Source organism: Camelimonas fluminis, assembly GCF_014656355.1.
GTDB lineage: Bacteria > Pseudomonadota > Alphaproteobacteria > Rhizobiales > Beijerinckiaceae > Camelimonas > Camelimonas fluminis.
The window spans coordinates 1-16,665 of record NZ_BNCG01000004.1 but is presented as its reverse complement, the minus strand read 5'-3'; the positions used below and the strand labels follow the sequence as shown (position 1 = coordinate 16,665).

Below are 16,665 nucleotides of genomic sequence, written 5' to 3'. Positions count from 1 at the left end.
GCCTTTTCAGGGATCACGCCTTTCTGGAACGGCAGGCGGCTCATGATTCATCGCGATCTTGCCGCGACCGGGCATTTCGCCGCCAGGCCGCAGGCCGCGTCTCACTGGCTGTTTCAGTCAGGCCCCATCATACCCTATACGGAGCGGCGCCGGTCCATGCCGGCGCAGAGGATCCCATCTTGACCGCTTCCGCCCCGCCCTCCCCCGCTTGCCCGCCCGCGGCCATGGAGGTCGACGTCCTGGTGATTGGCGCCGGCGCCGCCGGCATGATGTGCGCCATCGAGGCGGCGAAACGCGGACGGCGCGTGCTGATCGTCGACCACGCCGCCGCACCTGGCGAGAAAATCCGCATTTCCGGCGGCGGACGCTGCAATTTCACCAACGTCAACGCGACGCCGAAAAACTACCTGTCGCAGAATCCGTCCTTCTGCATTTCGGCCCTGCGCCGTTACGGCTGGCGCAACTTCGTCGCCATGGTCGACGCCGCCGGCATCGCCTGGCATGAAAAGACTTTGGGGCAACTGTTTTGTGACGGCCCGGCCACGCAGGTTGTCGACATGCTGACCGGCCACCTGCGCCAGACCGGCGCGCGCCTGATGCTGGCCACAGCCGCCAGCGACATCCGTCGCGCCGGAAACGGCTTCACCGTGCTGCTGTCGCCGGTCGCCGGCAAAGCCGCGCGACGCGGGTCCGCGCAAAGCGTCCCCCCGTCAGGCCCGGCCGCCCCGATGCAGGTCAGTTGCGCCTCGCTGGTGATCGCCACCGGCGGCAAATCGATCCCGAAGATGGGCGCGACGGGCTTCGCTTTTGAGGTTGCGACCCAGTTCGGCCTCGACATCGTCGCGCCGCGCCCGGGTCTCGTGCCTTTCACCCTGGCGCCGGAGCAACTGGCGGCGCTGGCGCCCCTGGCCGGCGTGGCGGTGGACGCCGTCGTGAGCCACACGGCGCCGGGCGGACGCAAAACCAGTTTCGCCGAGGCGCTGCTGTTCACCCACAGGGGCCTGAGCGGGCCGGCGATTCTGCAAATCTCGTCATACTGGCGCGAGGGCGACGCCATCACCCTGTCGCTGGCGCCGGGCGTCGATGTGTTCGCGGCATTGAAAACGGCCCGCGTCGCCAATGGCCGCCAGGCGCCGCAGACCGCGCTGGCCGCCATCCTGCCGAAGCGCCTCGCCCAGGCCATCGTCGAGATGACGCCCGGCCCCGAACGGCTGGCCGACTGCAACGACAAACATTTGCGCGCGCTCGACGCGGCGGTGAACGCCTGGGTGATCCGGCCCAATGGCACGGAAGGCTACCGCACGGCGGAAGTGATGCTCGGCGGCGTCGACACCGACGAACTGGACCAGAAGACCATGGCGGTGAAATCCCTGCCTGGCCTGTATGTCATCGGCGAGGCAGTGGACGTCACCGGCTGGCTCGGCGGTTACAACTTCCAGTGGGCCTGGGCCTCGGGCTGGTGCGCCGGCCAGGCCGCGTGAGACTGACCACACCTGCTCCGATGCAGGACGTTGGCCGTTCTGGCAAAAAAAACACCCGGCCACATGGGCCGGGCGTCAGGGTAATTGCGGGCGCCGGCGCGCCGCCGGCCAGCCTCGCGCCTACTGGCGCAACAGCCACTTGCGGTATCCCGTAGCGAAGCCGGCGACCACCCGATCCATTGGCGCGCCGGCCATGGCGTGTTCAACCATGGTTCCGACAATGCCCTGTCCGGCCATCGCCGAGCCGATGAAATTCGGATAGGTCAGCAGCGGCTGGCCAGTTCGCGCATCGACTACGGTCACGTCCGCCTTCAGGAAATGCCCGCCGCCTACGAGAATTCGCTGGATGGGCGATGAGATGTGCGCCGCGCGCACGACGACCTGCAACCGCACCGCATGGCGGCCAACCAGATATGGCGCCAGATCCCGGCGCAATGCGTCCGTAAGCTTCTGGGTCAGGCGACCGCGCACGTACTGCATGCCTTCCGGCGTTTTGGCGATCTGCTCCGCATTGTGCGCAGCGACGCCCTTTGTCGCGGCATATTCGCGCTCACCATCGCCCCACCAGATGTTGGCGTCCGGCGCGAACGTCACGTCAACCTCCGTCAACCGGAAGTCCGCGACCTGCTGTGGCGTCAGTGAATTGTTGACGGTGACGCAACCGGCGACAAGCAATGCAAGCGCCGCCACAAAAAACATCCTGTACACGGCAATCCCCCCTCTTCATGCCAACAGACGCTTTCATCAGCAGCATGCAGGAAGATGTCGGTAAACCAGGACGAAGGACGCATATCCGCCCGAACGTTTCTCGACAGCGATCGTAAACTCAATACTTGCCCCGATTTTGCCACACTTTACGCTAGCGGATGCGCGGGTTTTATCCCCAGTCATTTTGGGCTCTACCTGACGTTGGCCCCTGCCATACGGACGGGTGGGCCGGCCACCGCTGGCCTTCGCAACCATATGGAAACCATACCCATGTCACAGTTTCGGGAGCGCCTGATTCGCACTCAATGACGACGGAGACCTTTATGAAGCGCGCCGCCGCCCTGCTGGCCACGACCCTCGCCGCCTCCACCCTCGCTGGCGTTGGCGCCGCCTCGGCCAACTACCAGTCGTGCGTGGCGGGTCTCAAAAGCCATCTCGTGTCGGCGGGCATTGACTCCAGCCTCGTCAACGCCGCCCTCAACCAGTCTGCGCCCGAGGAGAAGGTGCTGCGCCTTTCCAAGGTGCAGCCCGAGTTCAAGACGCCGATCTGGGACTATCTGGGCTTTCTGGTCGATGAGCAGCGCGTCGAGGAAGGCCGGGCGATGATGCGTAAATACGCCAGCGCCCTCGCCGCCGCTGAAAAGCGTTTCGGCGTCGACCGCTATTACATCGCCGGCGTCTGGGGCGTTGAAACGGATTTTGGCCGTGAAACCGGCTCCAGCTACCTGCCGCATGCTTTGGCCACCCTGGTTTGCGAAGGCGGCAAGCGCACCAATTTCTGGCGCACCGAGCTCACCGCCGCCCTCAAGCTGGTGCAGCGCGGCGATCTGAAGCTGGACGAGCTGTATGGCTCCTGGGCCGGGGCGTTTGGCCAGACCCAGTTCATCCCCTCCACCTACCAGCGGCTCGCCGTGGACATGGATGGCGACGGCCGCCGCGATCTGGTGAAGTCCGCCGCCGACGCGCTCGGCTCCACCGCCAACTATCTGCGCGCCTCCGGCTGGCGCACCGGCGAGCCGGTGATGGCCGAAGTGATCCTGCCTTCCGGTTACAGCGGCCCCACCGGGCGCACCAACCGCGTTCCTGGCTCGCGCTACGCCGCTTTGGGCGTGAAGCGCGTCGACGGCCGGGCGATTTCCGGCAACCTGCCCGCCGGCCTGCTGCTGCCGGCTGGCCGCAACGGCCCCGCCTTCCTCGTCTACAAGAACTTCGACGCCATCTACGCCTACAACCGCGCCGAGTCCTACGCGCTGGCCATTTCCTATCTGGCCCAGCGTCTGGCCGGCGGGCAGCGTCTCGCGGGCGAGTGGCCGACCGACGACCCGGGCCTGTCGCGCGCCCAGCGCCTGCACCTGCAGCAGTTGCTCGTGGCAAAGGGGTTTGACATTGGCGGCCCGGCGGACGGCAAGATCGGCCCGGCCTCCCGCGCCGCCATCGCCCAGGTGGAGCGTCAGCTCGGCATGCCGGAAACCGGCCGCGCCGGCACGAAGGTCTACCGGGCTCTCGGCGGCCGCTGAGGCGTTTTCCGGGCTGAACTCGCCCCTCACAATGAACATGCTCTGGAGCGTTTTCGGCGACATGCTCCAGCTCCTTGATTTGATGCATTTTCTACGCGAAAGCGGGCTCCGCTTTTCCGAAAATGCTCAAGCTGGAGGGCGTCCCGCCAGGGATGCCCTGGATGCTCCATGTCCAGCCACGCCCGCAACTGCGCCCGCTCGTCCGGCGCCAGATGAGGCGCGGCCATGGCGAAGTCCGTCTCGTCCTTGTCCCGGCGGTATTTTGCCTTGAACAGCAGCGCCGCCGCTGGCGCCAGATAAGGAATGCCCGCCGTTGTCGTCCGCACCATGTCGCCGCGCGGCGCGCTGATGGCCGGATTGCGTTTGTAAAGCCAGCGCGACGGCGTTCCCCGGTCGATCATCAGGTCGACGCGCCAGCAGGCGGCGGCCTCATCCAGACACCAGATCTGCCAGACATGCGATGGCGGCGGCTCCCCGAAAGGCAGGCGTCGCAGCTCCCCTGCATGCGCCGTCCAGAACGACATGGGAGCGAGGGCGGCGCGAAAGGCCGCGAGTCCGTCCGCCGGCGCCACGAACTCCAGATCGTCATGCGCCCGCGTCTGGAAGCCACGCCACAGGTCGAGCGCCCACCCTCCGGCGACATACCAGCCGGCCGGCGCGCCAGCGAGGCGCAACGCCAGCTCATCCGGCGTCCAGGCGCGCCAGGCGCTTTGCGGAACGGGCGGCGTCTCCATGCGACATGGCTCCTGTCAGCCAATCCGCCCCAAATGGGTGAATTTGAAGCCGGCGTTGGTCTTCAGTCCATAACCCAGCATGCGGTCGAAACCGGCGTGGGCCAGCAGCAGCGCGCCCACGGCGGCGGCGGCTGGCGAAGCAAGCGCCAGCCCTGCTACGTAAACCACGGCTCCCACCGCGTAGAGATGCGCCAGATTGTAAGAGAAGGCGCCGATCTTCGGTCCCGCCAGGTAAGCGGCGAAGGTGAGATCGGGCGCGAAGAACACCAGCAGCGCCGCCCACCACGGGATGGTTGAACCGGCCAGATGGAACAGCGCCAGCCCCGCTACGAACAGCAGCGCGCCCTCGGCGCGCTGCCACATGATGGTTTCCCGCATCGTTCCGCCTCCAGCGCCCGCGATCACGCAGCAGCCTTACAGCAAAACCCGCGACAATGCGCTCAGACGGCGCGGCCGGCGTTCTGCCAGTACGGCTCGCGCAGCTTGCGCTTGAATATCTTGCCGCTGTCCTCGCGTGGCAGATCCTCACGGATCTCGATGCGCTTCGGCGCCTTGTAGTCGGCGATATGCTTGCGCAGTTCGGCCCGCAACGCCTCCGGATCGAGCGTGCGCCCCTCCAGCGGTTGCACCAGCGCCAGCAGCGCCTCGCCCATTTCCGCATCCGGCACGCCAAACACGGCGCAGTCGCGCACGCCATCCAGCGACGCCAGCACGGATTCGATTTCGGCCGGATAGATATTGACGCCGCCGGAGATCACCATGTCGCGAATGCGGTCGCAGATATAGAGATAGCCATCGTTGTCGAAATAACCGACGTCGCCGCAGGTGATCAGGCCCTTGCGGTCGATCTCGGCCCGCTTCTCCGGCAGGTTGTGGTAGGTGAAGTCCGGATAGAAGCCGATGCGCATGAAGATCTCGCCGCGCTCGCCAGCCGGCAGCACATTGCCGTTCTCGTCCTGCACCTCGACGATGGAGCCCTCGATCGGCTTGCCGACCGTGCCCTTGTGGGCCAGCCATTCCTTGCTGTCGCAGAACACCACCGGGCCGGATTCCGTGCCGCCGTAATATTCATGGACGATGGGGCCGAACCAGCCGATCACCGCCTCCTTGACGTCCGGCGGGCACGGCGCGCCGGCGTGGATGACGAACTTCAGCGACGAGACGTCATATTTCGCCCGCACCTCAGCCGGCAGCTTCAGCATGCGCACGAACATGGTCGGCACCAGCCACAGATGGGTGAGCTTTTCGCTGTCGATCAGCGCCAGCAACTGCTCGGGATCGAACTTGGGCAGACAGACGAACAGCTCGGCGAGACGCACGGCGCGCAACGAAAAGGCGTTGGGGGCGCTGTGATACATCGGCGCGGCGACGGCGGTGCGCATGCCCTGCTGCAGTCCATAGACCAGGTCGCGCATCTTCTCGACCCTGGCGCGGCCATCGGCGTCAGCCGGGCGGCGACGCACGCCCTTGGGGTGGCCGGTGGTGCCGGAGGTGTAGATCATGCTGTCGGCGGCGGGGACCGGCGGGCCTTCCTGCGGCGCGTGCTGCGCCAGCAATGCGTCCCACACCAGGGCGCCGGGCGTCGGAGCCAGTTGATCCGCCGGCACGCGGCACGCGGCGGCGATCTCGGGCGAGGTCGGAACCTGGATCACCGCGACGCCGTCCGGCACGGCGTCGTCAAGGCCGCGCATCAGATCGGCGTGGGCGACCAGCACGCGGGCGCCGCAATCCTCAAGAATGTAGCGCACTTCCTCGGACTTGAAGTGCCAGTTCACCGGCACGGCGTAGGCGCCGAGGCGCTGGGCGCCAAGGCTGGCCTCAAGAAAGGGCGTATCATTGCGCATCAGCACCGCGACGCAGTCGCCGTTGCTGACGCCGAGCGCCGCGAAGGCGCTGGCCGCGCGTCGCAGACGCTCGTCGAAGGTCGCCGCATCATAAATGACGTGTCCGCTTGCAATGCCGTTCGTCAGGCCTGTCATGTGTCTTCGTGTCCCGTCGTACAGCGCGCGCCCTGGTCGTCTCGTCTGCATCCTGTCTGTCCGACCGGACGCATTTGGCTGATGCGGAGCGGTTTCCACCCCGCCTGGACCGCTCCAGGGGCGATCGCTTGCGCTTTCATTCGCAATGCGAAATAAAGTTTCGCAAAGTCGGTCGCGCACTTTAGCCAAACCAGCCTGAATGTGGAGAGGGGTTTTCCGACCCTGCCATTCGCTCAGGACATGGCGGGCCGGATACGGCGCGCAACGACGCAGGCAATGCGACACACGGGCCGGCGCAGCCGGATGGAGGACGTCATGGGAGATGCGGTTCAGCAGGATGCGGTGCTGGTCGAGCGCCGGGGGCATATCGCCATCGTGCGGCTCAACCGCGAGGAGAGCCGCAACGCCCTGCAGCCAGCGATCAAGGCCGGCCTGCAAACCCACATCCCCGTTCTGATGGCTGATCCCACCGTGCGCGCGCTGGTGCTGACCGGCACGGGCAAGGCGTTCTGCGCCGGCGGCGATATCCGCGACATGCAGGAGCGCGGCGGCCCGGCCATCCGCGCCCGCCTGCAGCGCTCCCACTCCTGGGCCGAACGCATTCTGGCCGGCGAAAAGCCAGTGATCGCCGCCGTCAATGGCGCGGCGGCGGGCGCCGGCCTGTCGCTGGCGCTGCTGTGCGACATCGTGCTGTCGTCCGACAAGGCGTTCTTCAAGGCCGGCTTCCCCGGTCTCGGCGCCGTGCCTGATCTGGCGCTGGCCATGACGCTGCCGCGCGCCGTCGGCCAGGCCCGGGCGCGCGACCTGCTGCTGACCAACCGCCGGGTCGAGCCCGACGAGGCGATGGCCATGGGCATCGTTTCGCGCGTCATTCCCGATGGCAAGGTGCTGGAAGAGGCCATCAAGCTGGCGGAAGAGCTGGCGGAAGGCCCGGCCGTGTCGCTGGGCCTGACCAAGACCATGCTCAACAACGCCTACCAGCAGATGGACGACTTCCTGGCCTTCGAGGCGATGGCCCAGGCCATCGCCTTCGACAGCAAGGAATTCGCCGAGGGCGTCAGCGCCTTCCTGGAAAAACGCAAGGCGCGGTTCTCCGAAGTCTGAGACGCACAGCCCAGGAACGCAGCATCCGCAGCAGCATCGGGAGGACGGCATGGACTTTGCCCTGACGCCGGAACAGGAAGCGATCCGCGACGCGGTCACGGATATCGCCGGCCGGTTTGACGACGCCTACTGGCTGGAGAAAGACAAGGTCGGCGGCTTCCCGTTCGAGCTGCACAAGGCCTTCGCCGATGAAGGTTTTCTGGGCGTCTGCATCCCGGAGGAATATGGCGGCTCCGGCCTCGGCATCACCGAGGCGGCGGTCATGATGCAGGCCATCAGCCAGTCGGGCGCCGGCATGTCCGGCGCTTCGGCGGTGCACATGAACATCTTCGGTCTCAACCCGGTGGTGGTGTTCGGCACGGACGAGCAGAAGCGCCGCATGCTGCCGCCGCTGGTGCGCGGCGAAGAAAAAGCCTGCTTCATGGTGACCGAGCCAGACGCCGGCCTCAACACCACGCGGCTGAAAACCCGCGCCGAACGACGCGGCGACCACTACATCCTCAGCGGCAAGAAAATCTGGATCTCGACCGCCCAGGTGGCCGAGAAGGCGCTGATCCTCGCCCGCACCACGCCAATCGAGGACGTGCGCCGGCCCACCGACGGGCTCAGCCTGTTCTACACCGACGTCAATCGCGACTACGTCGAGATCCGCGAGATCGACAAGATGGGCCGCAAGGCCATCGACTCCAACCAGGTGTTCCTCGACGGCTTGCCCGTGCCGGCCAGTGACCTGATCGGCGAGGAAGGCAAGGGTTTCGACTATATTCTGCACGGACTGAACCCCGAGCGCATCCTGATCGCCTCGGAGGCGATCGGCCTCGGCTTCGTCGCCCTGGAGCGGGCCACGGGCTATGCGAAGGAGCGCGTGGTGTTCGACCGGCCGATCGGCCAGAACCAGGCCATCCAGCATCCGCTGGCGGAAAGCTGGATGCAGCTTGAGGCGGCGCGGTTGATGACCATGAACGCCGCCTGGCGCTATGACAACGGCCTCTCCTGCGGGGCGGAGGCCAACAGCGCCAAATATCTGGGCGCCGAGGCCGGCTTCAAGGCCTGCCAGACGGCGGTAATGACCCACGGCGGCTTCGGCTATGCCCGCGACTTCCACGTGGAGCGTTATCTGCGCGAGGTGATGATCCCGCGCATCGCGCCGATCAGCCCGCAACTGATCCTGTGCTTCATCGCCGAGAAAGTGCTGGGACTGCCGAAATCCTACTGATGGAGCGGCGACGGGGCCCTGGCGCGCGACGATCGCAGCTCCCGCGACAGACGCGGCCCGGGTTTTGACGGGAACATGCCTCTAACCAAAGGGCTGGCGCATTTCCCGTGAACAGTATGTCGCCGGACAGGCCCCCCAGGGCATGCTCGCCCAGGAAATGCAGGCCCAGAAAATCAAGGCCAGCACATGAAGGACAGGAGAACAGCGTGAGCCAGAAACCTGAAGTCACCCTTTATCACTGGCCCCACTCCCGCTCTGCCACGGCGCTGGAGCTGATAGAGGAACTGGGCGCGCCCTACCGTCTCGAAGTGATCGACATCACCAAAGGCGTCCAGAACGAGCCGGCGTTCCTGGCCATCAACCCCATGGGCAAATTGCCGACGGTGAAGGTGGGCGATGCGGTCGTCACCGAGCAGGTCGCCATCTTCATCTATCTGTCGGACCTGTTCCCGGAAGCAGGACTGACGCCTGCGATCGACGATCCGCTACGCGGCCCGTGGCTGCGCTGGCTGGTGTATTACGCCGCGGCATTTGAGCCTGCGATGATGGACAAGGCGCTGAAGCGCGAGGCGCCGCAGAAAATGTCGTCGCCTTACGGCAGTTTCGACCTGGTGATGGAGACGGTGCGGGGGCAGATCGGCAAGGGCCGCTATTTCCTTGGCGACCGCATGACCACCGCCGACGTGCTGTGGGCCTCGGCGCTGGGCTGGATGACCTCATTCGGTCTGGTGGAAAAGACGCCGGACATCGCCGCTTATCTGGAGCGCCTGGGTGATCGCCCCGGAGCCAAACGGGCGGCCGCCGTCAACGAAAAAATTCTCGCGCAGCACGCCTCCTGAAGCGTCAGCCGCATCAACCAACCGCCTGCTTTCACGGAACCTTCAATGCCCCTGCCCACCCCGATCTCCGTCAGCGCCCTCGACCTCAAGGGGCTGATCCGGCCCGGCGATACGATCGTTGTGGGTCAGGGCACCGGCGAGCCGACGGCGCTGACGGAAGCGCTGGTGGCGCAGGCGGGCGACATCGGGCCGGCCAGGGTGTTTCTCGGCGCCCTGTTCTCGCGCACCTTCGCGCCGGACGCCGCCCCCAACCTGTCGTTCACCGGCTACGGCGGCATCCAGCAGGCCGGGGCGCTGGCCCGCGCCGGCCGGCTCGACCCGGTGACCACCCACTACAGCCAGTTGCCCGGCCTGTTCGACAACGACTTCCAGCGGGCTGACGTGGTGATGATGCAGTTGAGCCCCGGCCCGGATGGCCGGGCGCCGTCGCTGGGCATGATTTCCGACTATCTGGCCGCCGCCGCCCGCAAGGCGCGGGTGGTGATCGCCCAGCTCAACGCCCGCGCGCCCTGGACGTTCGGGGCTGAACTGCCCGCTGGTTTGCGCGTCGACGTATGCGTCGAGGATGACCGCGAGCCGGTGATCCTGGCGCCAGCGAAGGTTGGCCCAACCGAGGAAGCCATCGCGGCGCACGTCGCCGGCCTGGTTCCGGACGGCGCAGTGATCGAGATCGGCATCGGCGCCATGCCAGACGCCATTCTGTCGGCGTTGAAAGGCCACCGCGACCTGGGCTTCCACTCAGGCATGATCAGCGACCGCACCGTGGACCTGATCGAGGCTGGCGTCATCACCAATGCGCTGAAGCCGTATGATGCGGGCGCCTCGATCGCCGGCTGCCTGTTCGGCGGACGGCGGCTGTTCGATTTCGCCCACGACAATCCGGCGTTGCAGATGCGGACGCCGGATTATACCCATGGCTTCGCGGCGCTGGCGCGACTGCCGAAGTTCACCGCCCTGAATTCGGCGGTGGAGGTTGATCTCACCGGCCAGGTGAACGCCGAGGTGGTGGGCGGCGCCTATGTGGGGGCCATCGGCGGCCAGGTTGATTTCGTGCGCGGCGCCATGGCCGCGCCAGGCGGCCGCTCGATCATCGCCCTGCCGGCGACGGCGAAAGGCGGCGCGTTGAGCCGCATCGTGCCCGCCCTCTCCGGCCCGGTGACGACGGCCCGGGGCGACGCTGACACCTTCGTCACCGAATTCGGCGTGGCCGAGTTGCGCGGCCAGTCGCTGGCGGAGCGGGCCCGGCGGATGATCGCCATCGCCCACCCGGATTTCCGGGAAGAGCTGGAGCAGGCGGCGCACGCATTTTTCCGCGCCGCCGGGGCGTAAGGGCGGACGACGACCCGCTTTTCCGGATTTGCGCGCCAGTCTGCTGATCCGGTTTCATCACCCGCAGGCGCGCCTGCGCGTTTCATCTGACCTTGAATAACAGGACTGACATCATGAGCGGACCCCTCGCCGGCCTGCGCGTCGTTGAAATGGCCGGCATCGGCCCGGCCCCCATGGCGGCCATGCTGCTGGCCGACCTCGGCGCCACCGTCATTCGCATCGAGCGCCAGGCGCCGAGCGGTCTCGGCGTGCCGCGGCCGCCGAAGTACAATCTGCTGAACCGCAACCGTCATTCCGCCTCCTTCGATCTGAAGAGCAAGGAAGGCATCGAGGCGACGCTGGAGCTGATCGAGCAGGCCGACGCGCTGATCGAGGGCTTTCGCCCGGGCACGATGGAGCGGCTCGGCCTTGGCCCGGATGTCTGCCTCGCCCGCAACCCGAAGCTGGTTTACGGCCGCATGACCGGCTGGGGCCAGGAAGGTCCGCTGGCCAAGGTCGCCGGCCATGACATGAATTATCTGGGCCTCACCGGCGCCCTGGCCGCTATTGGCCGCAAGGACCAGTTGCCGTCGCCGCCGCTGAATCTGGTGGCGGACTATGGCGGCGGCGCGCTGTACCTGGCCTTCGGCCTGGTGTCGGCGGTGCTGTCGGCGCGTCAGACCGGCGAAGGCCAGGTGGTCGACACCGCCATGGTCGACGGCGCCGCCTCGCTCATGCTCTCCGCCTACGGCCTGCACGAAGCTGGCCTGTACAGCGACAGGCGCGGCGACAATATCCTCGATTCCGGCGCGCCCTGGTATGACGTCTATGAATGCGCCGACGGCGGCCTTCTGGCCATCGCGCCGATCGAGCAGAAGTTCCGCGACGAGTTCTACCAGATCGTTGGCATCGATCGCGCCAGCCTGGGCAACGACGATGACAAGGCCAACTGGCCGGCCGTGCGCGAGGTTCTGACCGCGAAAATCCGCGAGAAGACCCGCGCCGAGTGGGAGAAGGCCTTTGAAGGCTCCGACGCCTGCGTGTCGCCGGTGCTGAACATGGCGGAGGCGCCGACGCACCCGCATCTGGTCGCCCGCGGCACCTTCATCGACATCGACGGCGTCACCCAGCCCGGCCCGGCCCCGCGCTTCAGCAAGACCGTTCCAGCCAAGCCGACCGGCCCCGAATTGCCTGGCGCCGGCACCGAAGCCGCCCTGGCCGAATGGGGCTTTTCCGCCGAACGCATCGCCGACATGAAGGCGCGCGGCGTCGTCGGCAACCGCTGACCCGCGACGCCGCGACGGCTGGTCCTGCGGGCAGAACCGCGCCGCGTCATGCCCGCGCCTGTTGCGGGCATGACGCGGTGGCCGTCCGGCAGGTTGCGAACAGAGGCGTTGCGCGGTCATGGACAACTGGAACCTGCCCGGCCCTGACGGCGGACCGCGGGCCTTGCGCATTTTCCTCTGCCCCCGGCAGGACTGGCGCCAGCAACACCGACGCCGCGCCCCGCATCAACCCGCCGCTTTGCAGGTATTGTCCATGAGCGCTATGGAAGCATTCCCGGAAATCTCCGCGCCATGACGCCCGCGCCTATTGCGGGCGCCCGGAGCATTTTCGAGAAAAGTGAAGCTCACTTTTCCGGAAGAAAATGCGTCAAACCAAAGCGATGGAGCATTTTGGGCGGCCCTCGCCGAAAATGCTCCAGCCCCGGAACGCGGCAAAGGCGCCCATGACAAAAGCCTCCCCAGACCCCGCCGCCGCCAGCCGCCAGGCTTCCGCCCGGCTCGACATAGTCATCGTCAACTGGAATTCGGGCGCGCTGCTGGCTGACTGCCTGGATGCCCTGGCTGGCAGCACAATCGCCGGCGACCTGCATGTGTTCGTTGTCGACAACGCCTCGCACGACGGCTCATGGCAGGCAGCCGAAGCCGCATATCCCATACGGGTCACCCTGATGCGCAACCCGGACAATCGGGGCTTTGGCGCGGCCTGCAACCAGGCGGCGTTCGCCGGAACCGCGCCCCACATTCTGTTTCTCAACCCGGACACCCGGGTATTTCCCGATACGCTCGAAAAAGCCCTGGCCTTCATCGCCCGGCCCTTCCAGGGCGGACAGACCCCGGGCGTCGCGGGCGTGCAGCTTGTCGATGATACGGGCGAGGTTCAACGCACCTGCGCCAACGCCCCCTCGGCCGCTCGTCTGCTGGGACGGGCGCTGGCCATCGACAAGGTTGCGCCCGGGCTGGTGACGCCGCTGTTCATGACCAGCTGGGACCATGGCGACACCCGCCCGGTGGCCCAGGTAATGGGCGCCTTCCTGCTCATCGGCCGGCCATTGTTCGTGCAACTCGGCGGCTTCGACGAGCGTTTCTTCGTCTATTACGAAGACATGGACCTGTGCGTGCGCGCGGGTGGAGCCGGCCGCTCCGTCGTGCACTACGCCGACGCCAGGGTCTGGCATCAGAGCCAGGGCACAACGGCGCAGGTGAAGGATCGACGTCAGTTTTATTTCTGGCGCAGTGAGGCCCTGTTTGCGGCGAAGCACTACGGCCTGGCGACGGCCTGGGCCGTGCTGGCGGCGCAGTTGCTGGTGCAAACGCCGCTGCGCGTGGCCCAGACGCTGGCGCGGCGGCGGCAAGGCGCGCGTCAAGACGAATGGCGCCAGGTTCTGCGCGGCGCCAGCATGCTGTTGCGCGACCTGCCGGCGCTTGCGGGAAAGCTCAGGGACGCGGCGCGGCGCTGAATTCAGTTTTCCGGCGCATCGGGGGGCGGGCCAAGCCGGCCGCGCAGCCCTTCAACGGCGGCCTGAAACAGCCGCCGCGCGACTGCTGGCGCATAGCGCTGGTCGCGCCAGTACAGCAGACACTGGGCCGGCAGGTAAACCATCTGGCGCGCCCGGAAGCCCCGTGGCAGATGACGCAAGCGCAGGCCATAGACATTGTTGCGGACATAAGTGGCCATGCGGAACAGCTTCTGGCGCGGCATGGTCACGGAGCCAGCGCGGATCTGCCCCTCGCCGACCGTGTGCGGCATGGTCTGGCGCGGATCCAGCCAGACCGAGAAACCCGCCGCCCAGGCGCGAAAGCACCACTCCAGATCAACCGCATCAATGAAATAGTCGTCGCGAAACGGGCCCACCTGGCGAAACACGGCGATGTCGAGCAGCGAGCCGGAGGTGGCCAGGAAATCCACCGGCATGGCGCCTGCGGTTTCGTTTTCGCCGGCGCGGCGGAACACGCGCGGCGCCTTGTAGCTCTCGCCCGTCGGGGTCACCATCAATGGCCCGACGATCGCCGGAAACGCCCCCGCCAGCACCAGTTGTTTGCGCGTGGCGGCAAGCCCCGACACCATGCCTGGCGCCGGCCGCGAATCCTGATCGAACAGGCAGATCGCGTCGAAACCGGCCAGGGCGGCGGCGAGCGTCAACATGTTCAGCGCCGTGGCGATGCCGAAGTTTACCGGAGCGTCGATCAGTTCCACCCCTGGCGCCAGGCCCCGCAGTTCGTCGCGCAGCCCCGCATCCAGCCGACCATTCACGAACAGGTAGACGCGGCCGAACTCCGGCAAGATAGCGTTGACCAGCGCCAGCAAACGCGCGCGCTGGGGGCCGAACAGCACAACGCCTGCGGCGATCCCATGCGCCGCCGGCTGTGCCGGCTCTCCGGTCGGGGTGGATCCGCTCATGCCGGGTCAGGTCCTTGCGCAATGGGCTTGCCAGAAAGTCGTTTGCCAGAAGATCGTTAGCGCCCGGTCGGGCCCGAACGGCGCGCGTCGTCTCATACCGGACCGCAAAGGCGCTGACACATCCGCGATCTGCGAAACCCAAGCCTCTCGGGCTTCACCGCCCCATTGAGGCAGGCTCACTGGATTCGGGCATCACCCCTCATACTGGGCGTCGCTCACATGTTCCAGCCAGGTGACGGCGCTGCCGTCGACAACTTCCTGGATGGCCGTGTGGGTCATCGCCACGTCCGGCGCAGCGCCGTGCCAGTGTTTCTCACCAGCCGGAAACCAGACAACGTCGCCGGGGCGAATTTCTTCCACCGGGCCGCCCTCGCGCTGCACGCGGCCAACACCTGCGGTAACGATCAGCGTCTGTCCGGCAGGGTGGGTGTGCCACGCGGTGCGCGCGCCCGGCTCGAACGTGACGCTGGCCCCGGCGACACGCCCCGGCGCCTCGGCGGCGAACAGGGGATCAATGCGCACAACCCCGGAAAACCAGTCCTGCGGGCCTTTGGTGGAAGCGTTGGCGCCGGCGCGGGTGATTTTCATGGCCGTATCCTTTCTGATCGATGAGGGAGGCCGACAACATATCCGGCAGACCGGTCGCCCGGATACCTGACGCGGCGCACCGGATGCCGCCCGCCATGCACAGGCGCCGCCAGCCATGCGATGTAGTATATCTGACCAAAGCCACCCGACGGCGAGGGCCACATGACATTTTCCGACGAAACAATCGAATGGGAAGCCGACGGGCGCAAACTCCGCATTGGCCTGACGCGCGCTGGAACAGGCCCACGCCTGCTCATGTTGCCAGCCCCGAGTTCAATTTCAACGCGCGCCGAACTGCGGCCTTTGCAGGGGCGGCTGGCGGACAGGTACACATGTATCGCCGCCGATCTGCCAGGTTTCGGCGAAGGGCCGAAACCGAAGATCGACTGGCGGCCTGACCACCTGCGGTCCTGGATCAGCCTGCTGCTGCGCGATATCGTCAAACCTGACGCCATTGTCGCGGCCGGGCATGCCGCTGGCTACGTCATCGATCACGCGGCAAGACATCCCGGAGGAACCGGCCCCCTGCTCCTGTTGTCGCCAACCTGGCGCGGCCCGCTGCCCACCATGGCCGGCAAGCGCCTGCCCATATTCGGCGCCATGGCCCGTGCGGTTGATCCGCCGGTGGCCGGGGCGGCTTTCTACCGGCTCAATGTGAATGGGCCAGTCATCCGCATGATGGCGCGCGGGCATGTTTATGGCGATCCCGCCTGGTTCACGCCGGAGCGGATGGCGGAGAAGCGCAAGGTCACAGAATCGCCTGGCGCCCGGCACGCCTCATTCCGTTTCGTGACCGGAGAGCTTGATCCGTTCACAAGCCGCGAAGATTTTCTGGCAGCGGCTTCGCAGGCGTCCACGCGGATCAACGTGCTGTATGGCGCGCGAACCCCGCGCAAGACCATGGCCGAGATCGCAGCGTTGAACGCCCTGCCCCATGTGACGTCATTGTCCGTCGCGCAGGGCAAACTGTCATTTTACGAAGAACACCCTGACCAAACAGCGGAAGGGCTGCTCGGCTTGCTGACCTGAGACGGTCACGGGGTAATTTGAGATTTGCCTTCCGAAACGTCCCCAAACGCAAAAACCCGTCGCTTTGAGCGACGGGTTTTATGGATTGGTTGCGGGGGCTGGATTTGAACCAGCGACCTTCAGGTTATGAGCCTGACGAGCTACCGGGCTGCTCCACCCCGCGTCAATGGTATGGTTCTGGAAGCCATCTTCCCTTTTTGTGGGAAGGTGAGAGATCGTGAGGAGTGTTCTGACTGTCATTTGCGGGCCCGGCGACGACCTACTCTCCCGGGTCTTGAGACACAGTACCATTGGCGCTGGGGAGTTTGACGGCCGAGTTCGGGATGGGATCGGGTATTGTCTCCCCGCTTGGGCCACCGGGCCGGCGAATGACAGCGTAGCATGAGATGGTGATTTCTGATTGGGACGCTTTTTGCAGATTGGTTTATCCAGTTTGCTCCCCGGACCTTTGTGAGGTCCGCAAGGCCGGCTGGCCGGA

15 protein-coding genes, 1 tRNA gene and 1 rRNA gene are annotated in these 16,665 nt (G+C 66.4%); 9 read left to right on the top strand and 8 right to left on the bottom strand.

Annotation, left to right across the window (positions count from 1 at the left end; genetic code table 11):
• The first annotated feature begins 224 nt into the window (after positions 1-224).
• On the top strand, positions 225-1,481 hold the full coding sequence (locus IE243_RS07200; protein ID WP_191318883.1) for a BaiN/RdsA family NAD(P)/FAD-dependent oxidoreductase: 1,257 nt from the start codon (positions 225-227) through the stop codon (positions 1,479-1,481).
• A 120-nt stretch (positions 1,482-1,601) separates the two neighbouring features.
• Here the strand turns inward: IE243_RS07200 and IE243_RS07195 are convergent, their stop codons facing one another.
• Positions 1,602-2,189 (bottom strand): hypothetical protein, encoded by a 588-nt coding sequence (locus IE243_RS07195; RefSeq protein ID WP_191318688.1) that lies wholly within the window; start codon positions 2,187-2,189, stop codon positions 1,602-1,604.
• Positions 2,190-2,512: 323 nt separating this feature from the next.
• Between IE243_RS07195 and IE243_RS07190 the strand changes: the two genes are divergently transcribed.
• Complete coding sequence (locus IE243_RS07190; RefSeq protein WP_191318687.1) at positions 2,513-3,706, top strand: lytic murein transglycosylase; 1,194 nt, start codon at positions 2,513-2,515, stop codon at positions 3,704-3,706.
• 26 nt (positions 3,707-3,732) lie between these two features.
• Here the strand turns inward: IE243_RS07190 and IE243_RS07185 are convergent, their stop codons facing one another.
• The 3 genes from IE243_RS07185 to IE243_RS07175 all read right to left on the bottom strand — a co-directional run bounded on the left by IE243_RS07185 (position 3,733) and on the right by IE243_RS07175 (position 6,419).
• Positions 3,733-4,440 (bottom strand): nucleotidyltransferase domain-containing protein, encoded by a 708-nt coding sequence (locus tag IE243_RS07185; protein WP_244642932.1) that lies wholly within the window; start codon positions 4,438-4,440, stop codon positions 3,733-3,735.
• Between the two features lie 15 nt (positions 4,441-4,455).
• Positions 4,456-4,803, bottom strand: coding sequence for a DUF4260 family protein (locus tag IE243_RS07180; protein WP_244642930.1), 348 nt, complete (start codon positions 4,801-4,803; stop codon positions 4,456-4,458).
• Between the two features lie 77 nt (positions 4,804-4,880).
• Positions 4,881-6,419, bottom strand: coding sequence for an acyl-CoA synthetase (locus IE243_RS07175; RefSeq protein WP_191318685.1), 1,539 nt, complete (start codon positions 6,417-6,419; stop codon positions 4,881-4,883).
• A gap of 315 nt (positions 6,420-6,734) precedes the next feature.
• Here IE243_RS07175 and IE243_RS07170 point away from each other — a divergent pair, with 315 nt between their 5' ends.
• The 6 genes from IE243_RS07170 to IE243_RS07145 all read left to right on the top strand — a co-directional run bounded on the left by IE243_RS07170 (position 6,735) and on the right by IE243_RS07145 (position 13,629).
• The gene (locus IE243_RS07170) at positions 6,735-7,523 is read left to right on the top strand and encodes an enoyl-CoA hydratase/isomerase family protein (RefSeq protein ID WP_191318684.1); all 789 of its coding nucleotides are present in this window, start codon (positions 6,735-6,737) and stop codon (positions 7,521-7,523) included.
• 49 nt (positions 7,524-7,572) lie between these two features.
• On the top strand, positions 7,573-8,739 hold the full coding sequence (locus tag IE243_RS07165; protein ID WP_191318683.1) for an acyl-CoA dehydrogenase family protein: 1,167 nt from the start codon (positions 7,573-7,575) through the stop codon (positions 8,737-8,739).
• Positions 8,740-8,945: 206 nt separating this feature from the next.
• Entirely contained in the window at positions 8,946-9,578 is a 633-nt protein-coding gene (locus IE243_RS07160) for a glutathione S-transferase family protein (RefSeq protein ID WP_244642927.1), read from the top strand.
• Positions 9,579-9,623: 45 nt separating this feature from the next.
• Complete coding sequence (locus IE243_RS07155) at positions 9,624-10,907, top strand: acetyl-CoA hydrolase/transferase family protein (protein ID WP_191318682.1); 1,284 nt, start codon at positions 9,624-9,626, stop codon at positions 10,905-10,907.
• A gap of 113 nt (positions 10,908-11,020) precedes the next feature.
• Entirely contained in the window at positions 11,021-12,172 is a 1,152-nt protein-coding gene (locus tag IE243_RS07150) for a CaiB/BaiF CoA transferase family protein (protein ID WP_191318681.1), read from the top strand.
• 443 nt (positions 12,173-12,615) lie between these two features.
• Positions 12,616-13,629, top strand: coding sequence for a glycosyltransferase family 2 protein (locus IE243_RS07145; RefSeq protein ID WP_191318680.1), 1,014 nt, complete (start codon positions 12,616-12,618; stop codon positions 13,627-13,629).
• Between the two features lie 2 nt (positions 13,630-13,631).
• Here the strand turns inward: IE243_RS07145 and IE243_RS07140 are convergent, their stop codons facing one another.
• On the bottom strand, positions 13,632-14,570 hold the full coding sequence (locus IE243_RS07140; RefSeq protein ID WP_191318679.1) for a glycosyltransferase family protein: 939 nt from the start codon (positions 14,568-14,570) through the stop codon (positions 13,632-13,634).
• A gap of 192 nt (positions 14,571-14,762) precedes the next feature.
• Positions 14,763-15,158 carry a (R)-mandelonitrile lyase gene (locus IE243_RS07135; RefSeq protein ID WP_191318678.1) on the bottom strand — a complete coding sequence of 132 codons (396 nt, stop codon included), beginning with the start codon at positions 15,156-15,158 and terminating at the stop codon, positions 14,763-14,765.
• A 162-nt stretch (positions 15,159-15,320) separates the two neighbouring features.
• On the opposite strand from IE243_RS07135, the gene IE243_RS07130 reads away from it, so the two are divergent.
• Entirely contained in the window at positions 15,321-16,187 is an 867-nt protein-coding gene (locus tag IE243_RS07130) for an alpha/beta hydrolase (protein WP_191318677.1), read from the top strand.
• Positions 16,188-16,273: 86 nt separating this feature from the next.
• Here the strand turns inward: IE243_RS07130 and IE243_RS07125 are convergent.
• Together IE243_RS07125 and rrf are read right to left on the bottom strand one after the other, a co-directional pair.
• Positions 16,274-16,350, bottom strand: a tRNA-Met gene (locus IE243_RS07125).
• 83 nt (positions 16,351-16,433) lie between these two features.
• A 5S ribosomal RNA gene (rrf, locus tag IE243_RS07120) occupies positions 16,434-16,548 on the bottom strand.
• Positions 16,549-16,665 lie beyond the last annotated feature (117 nt).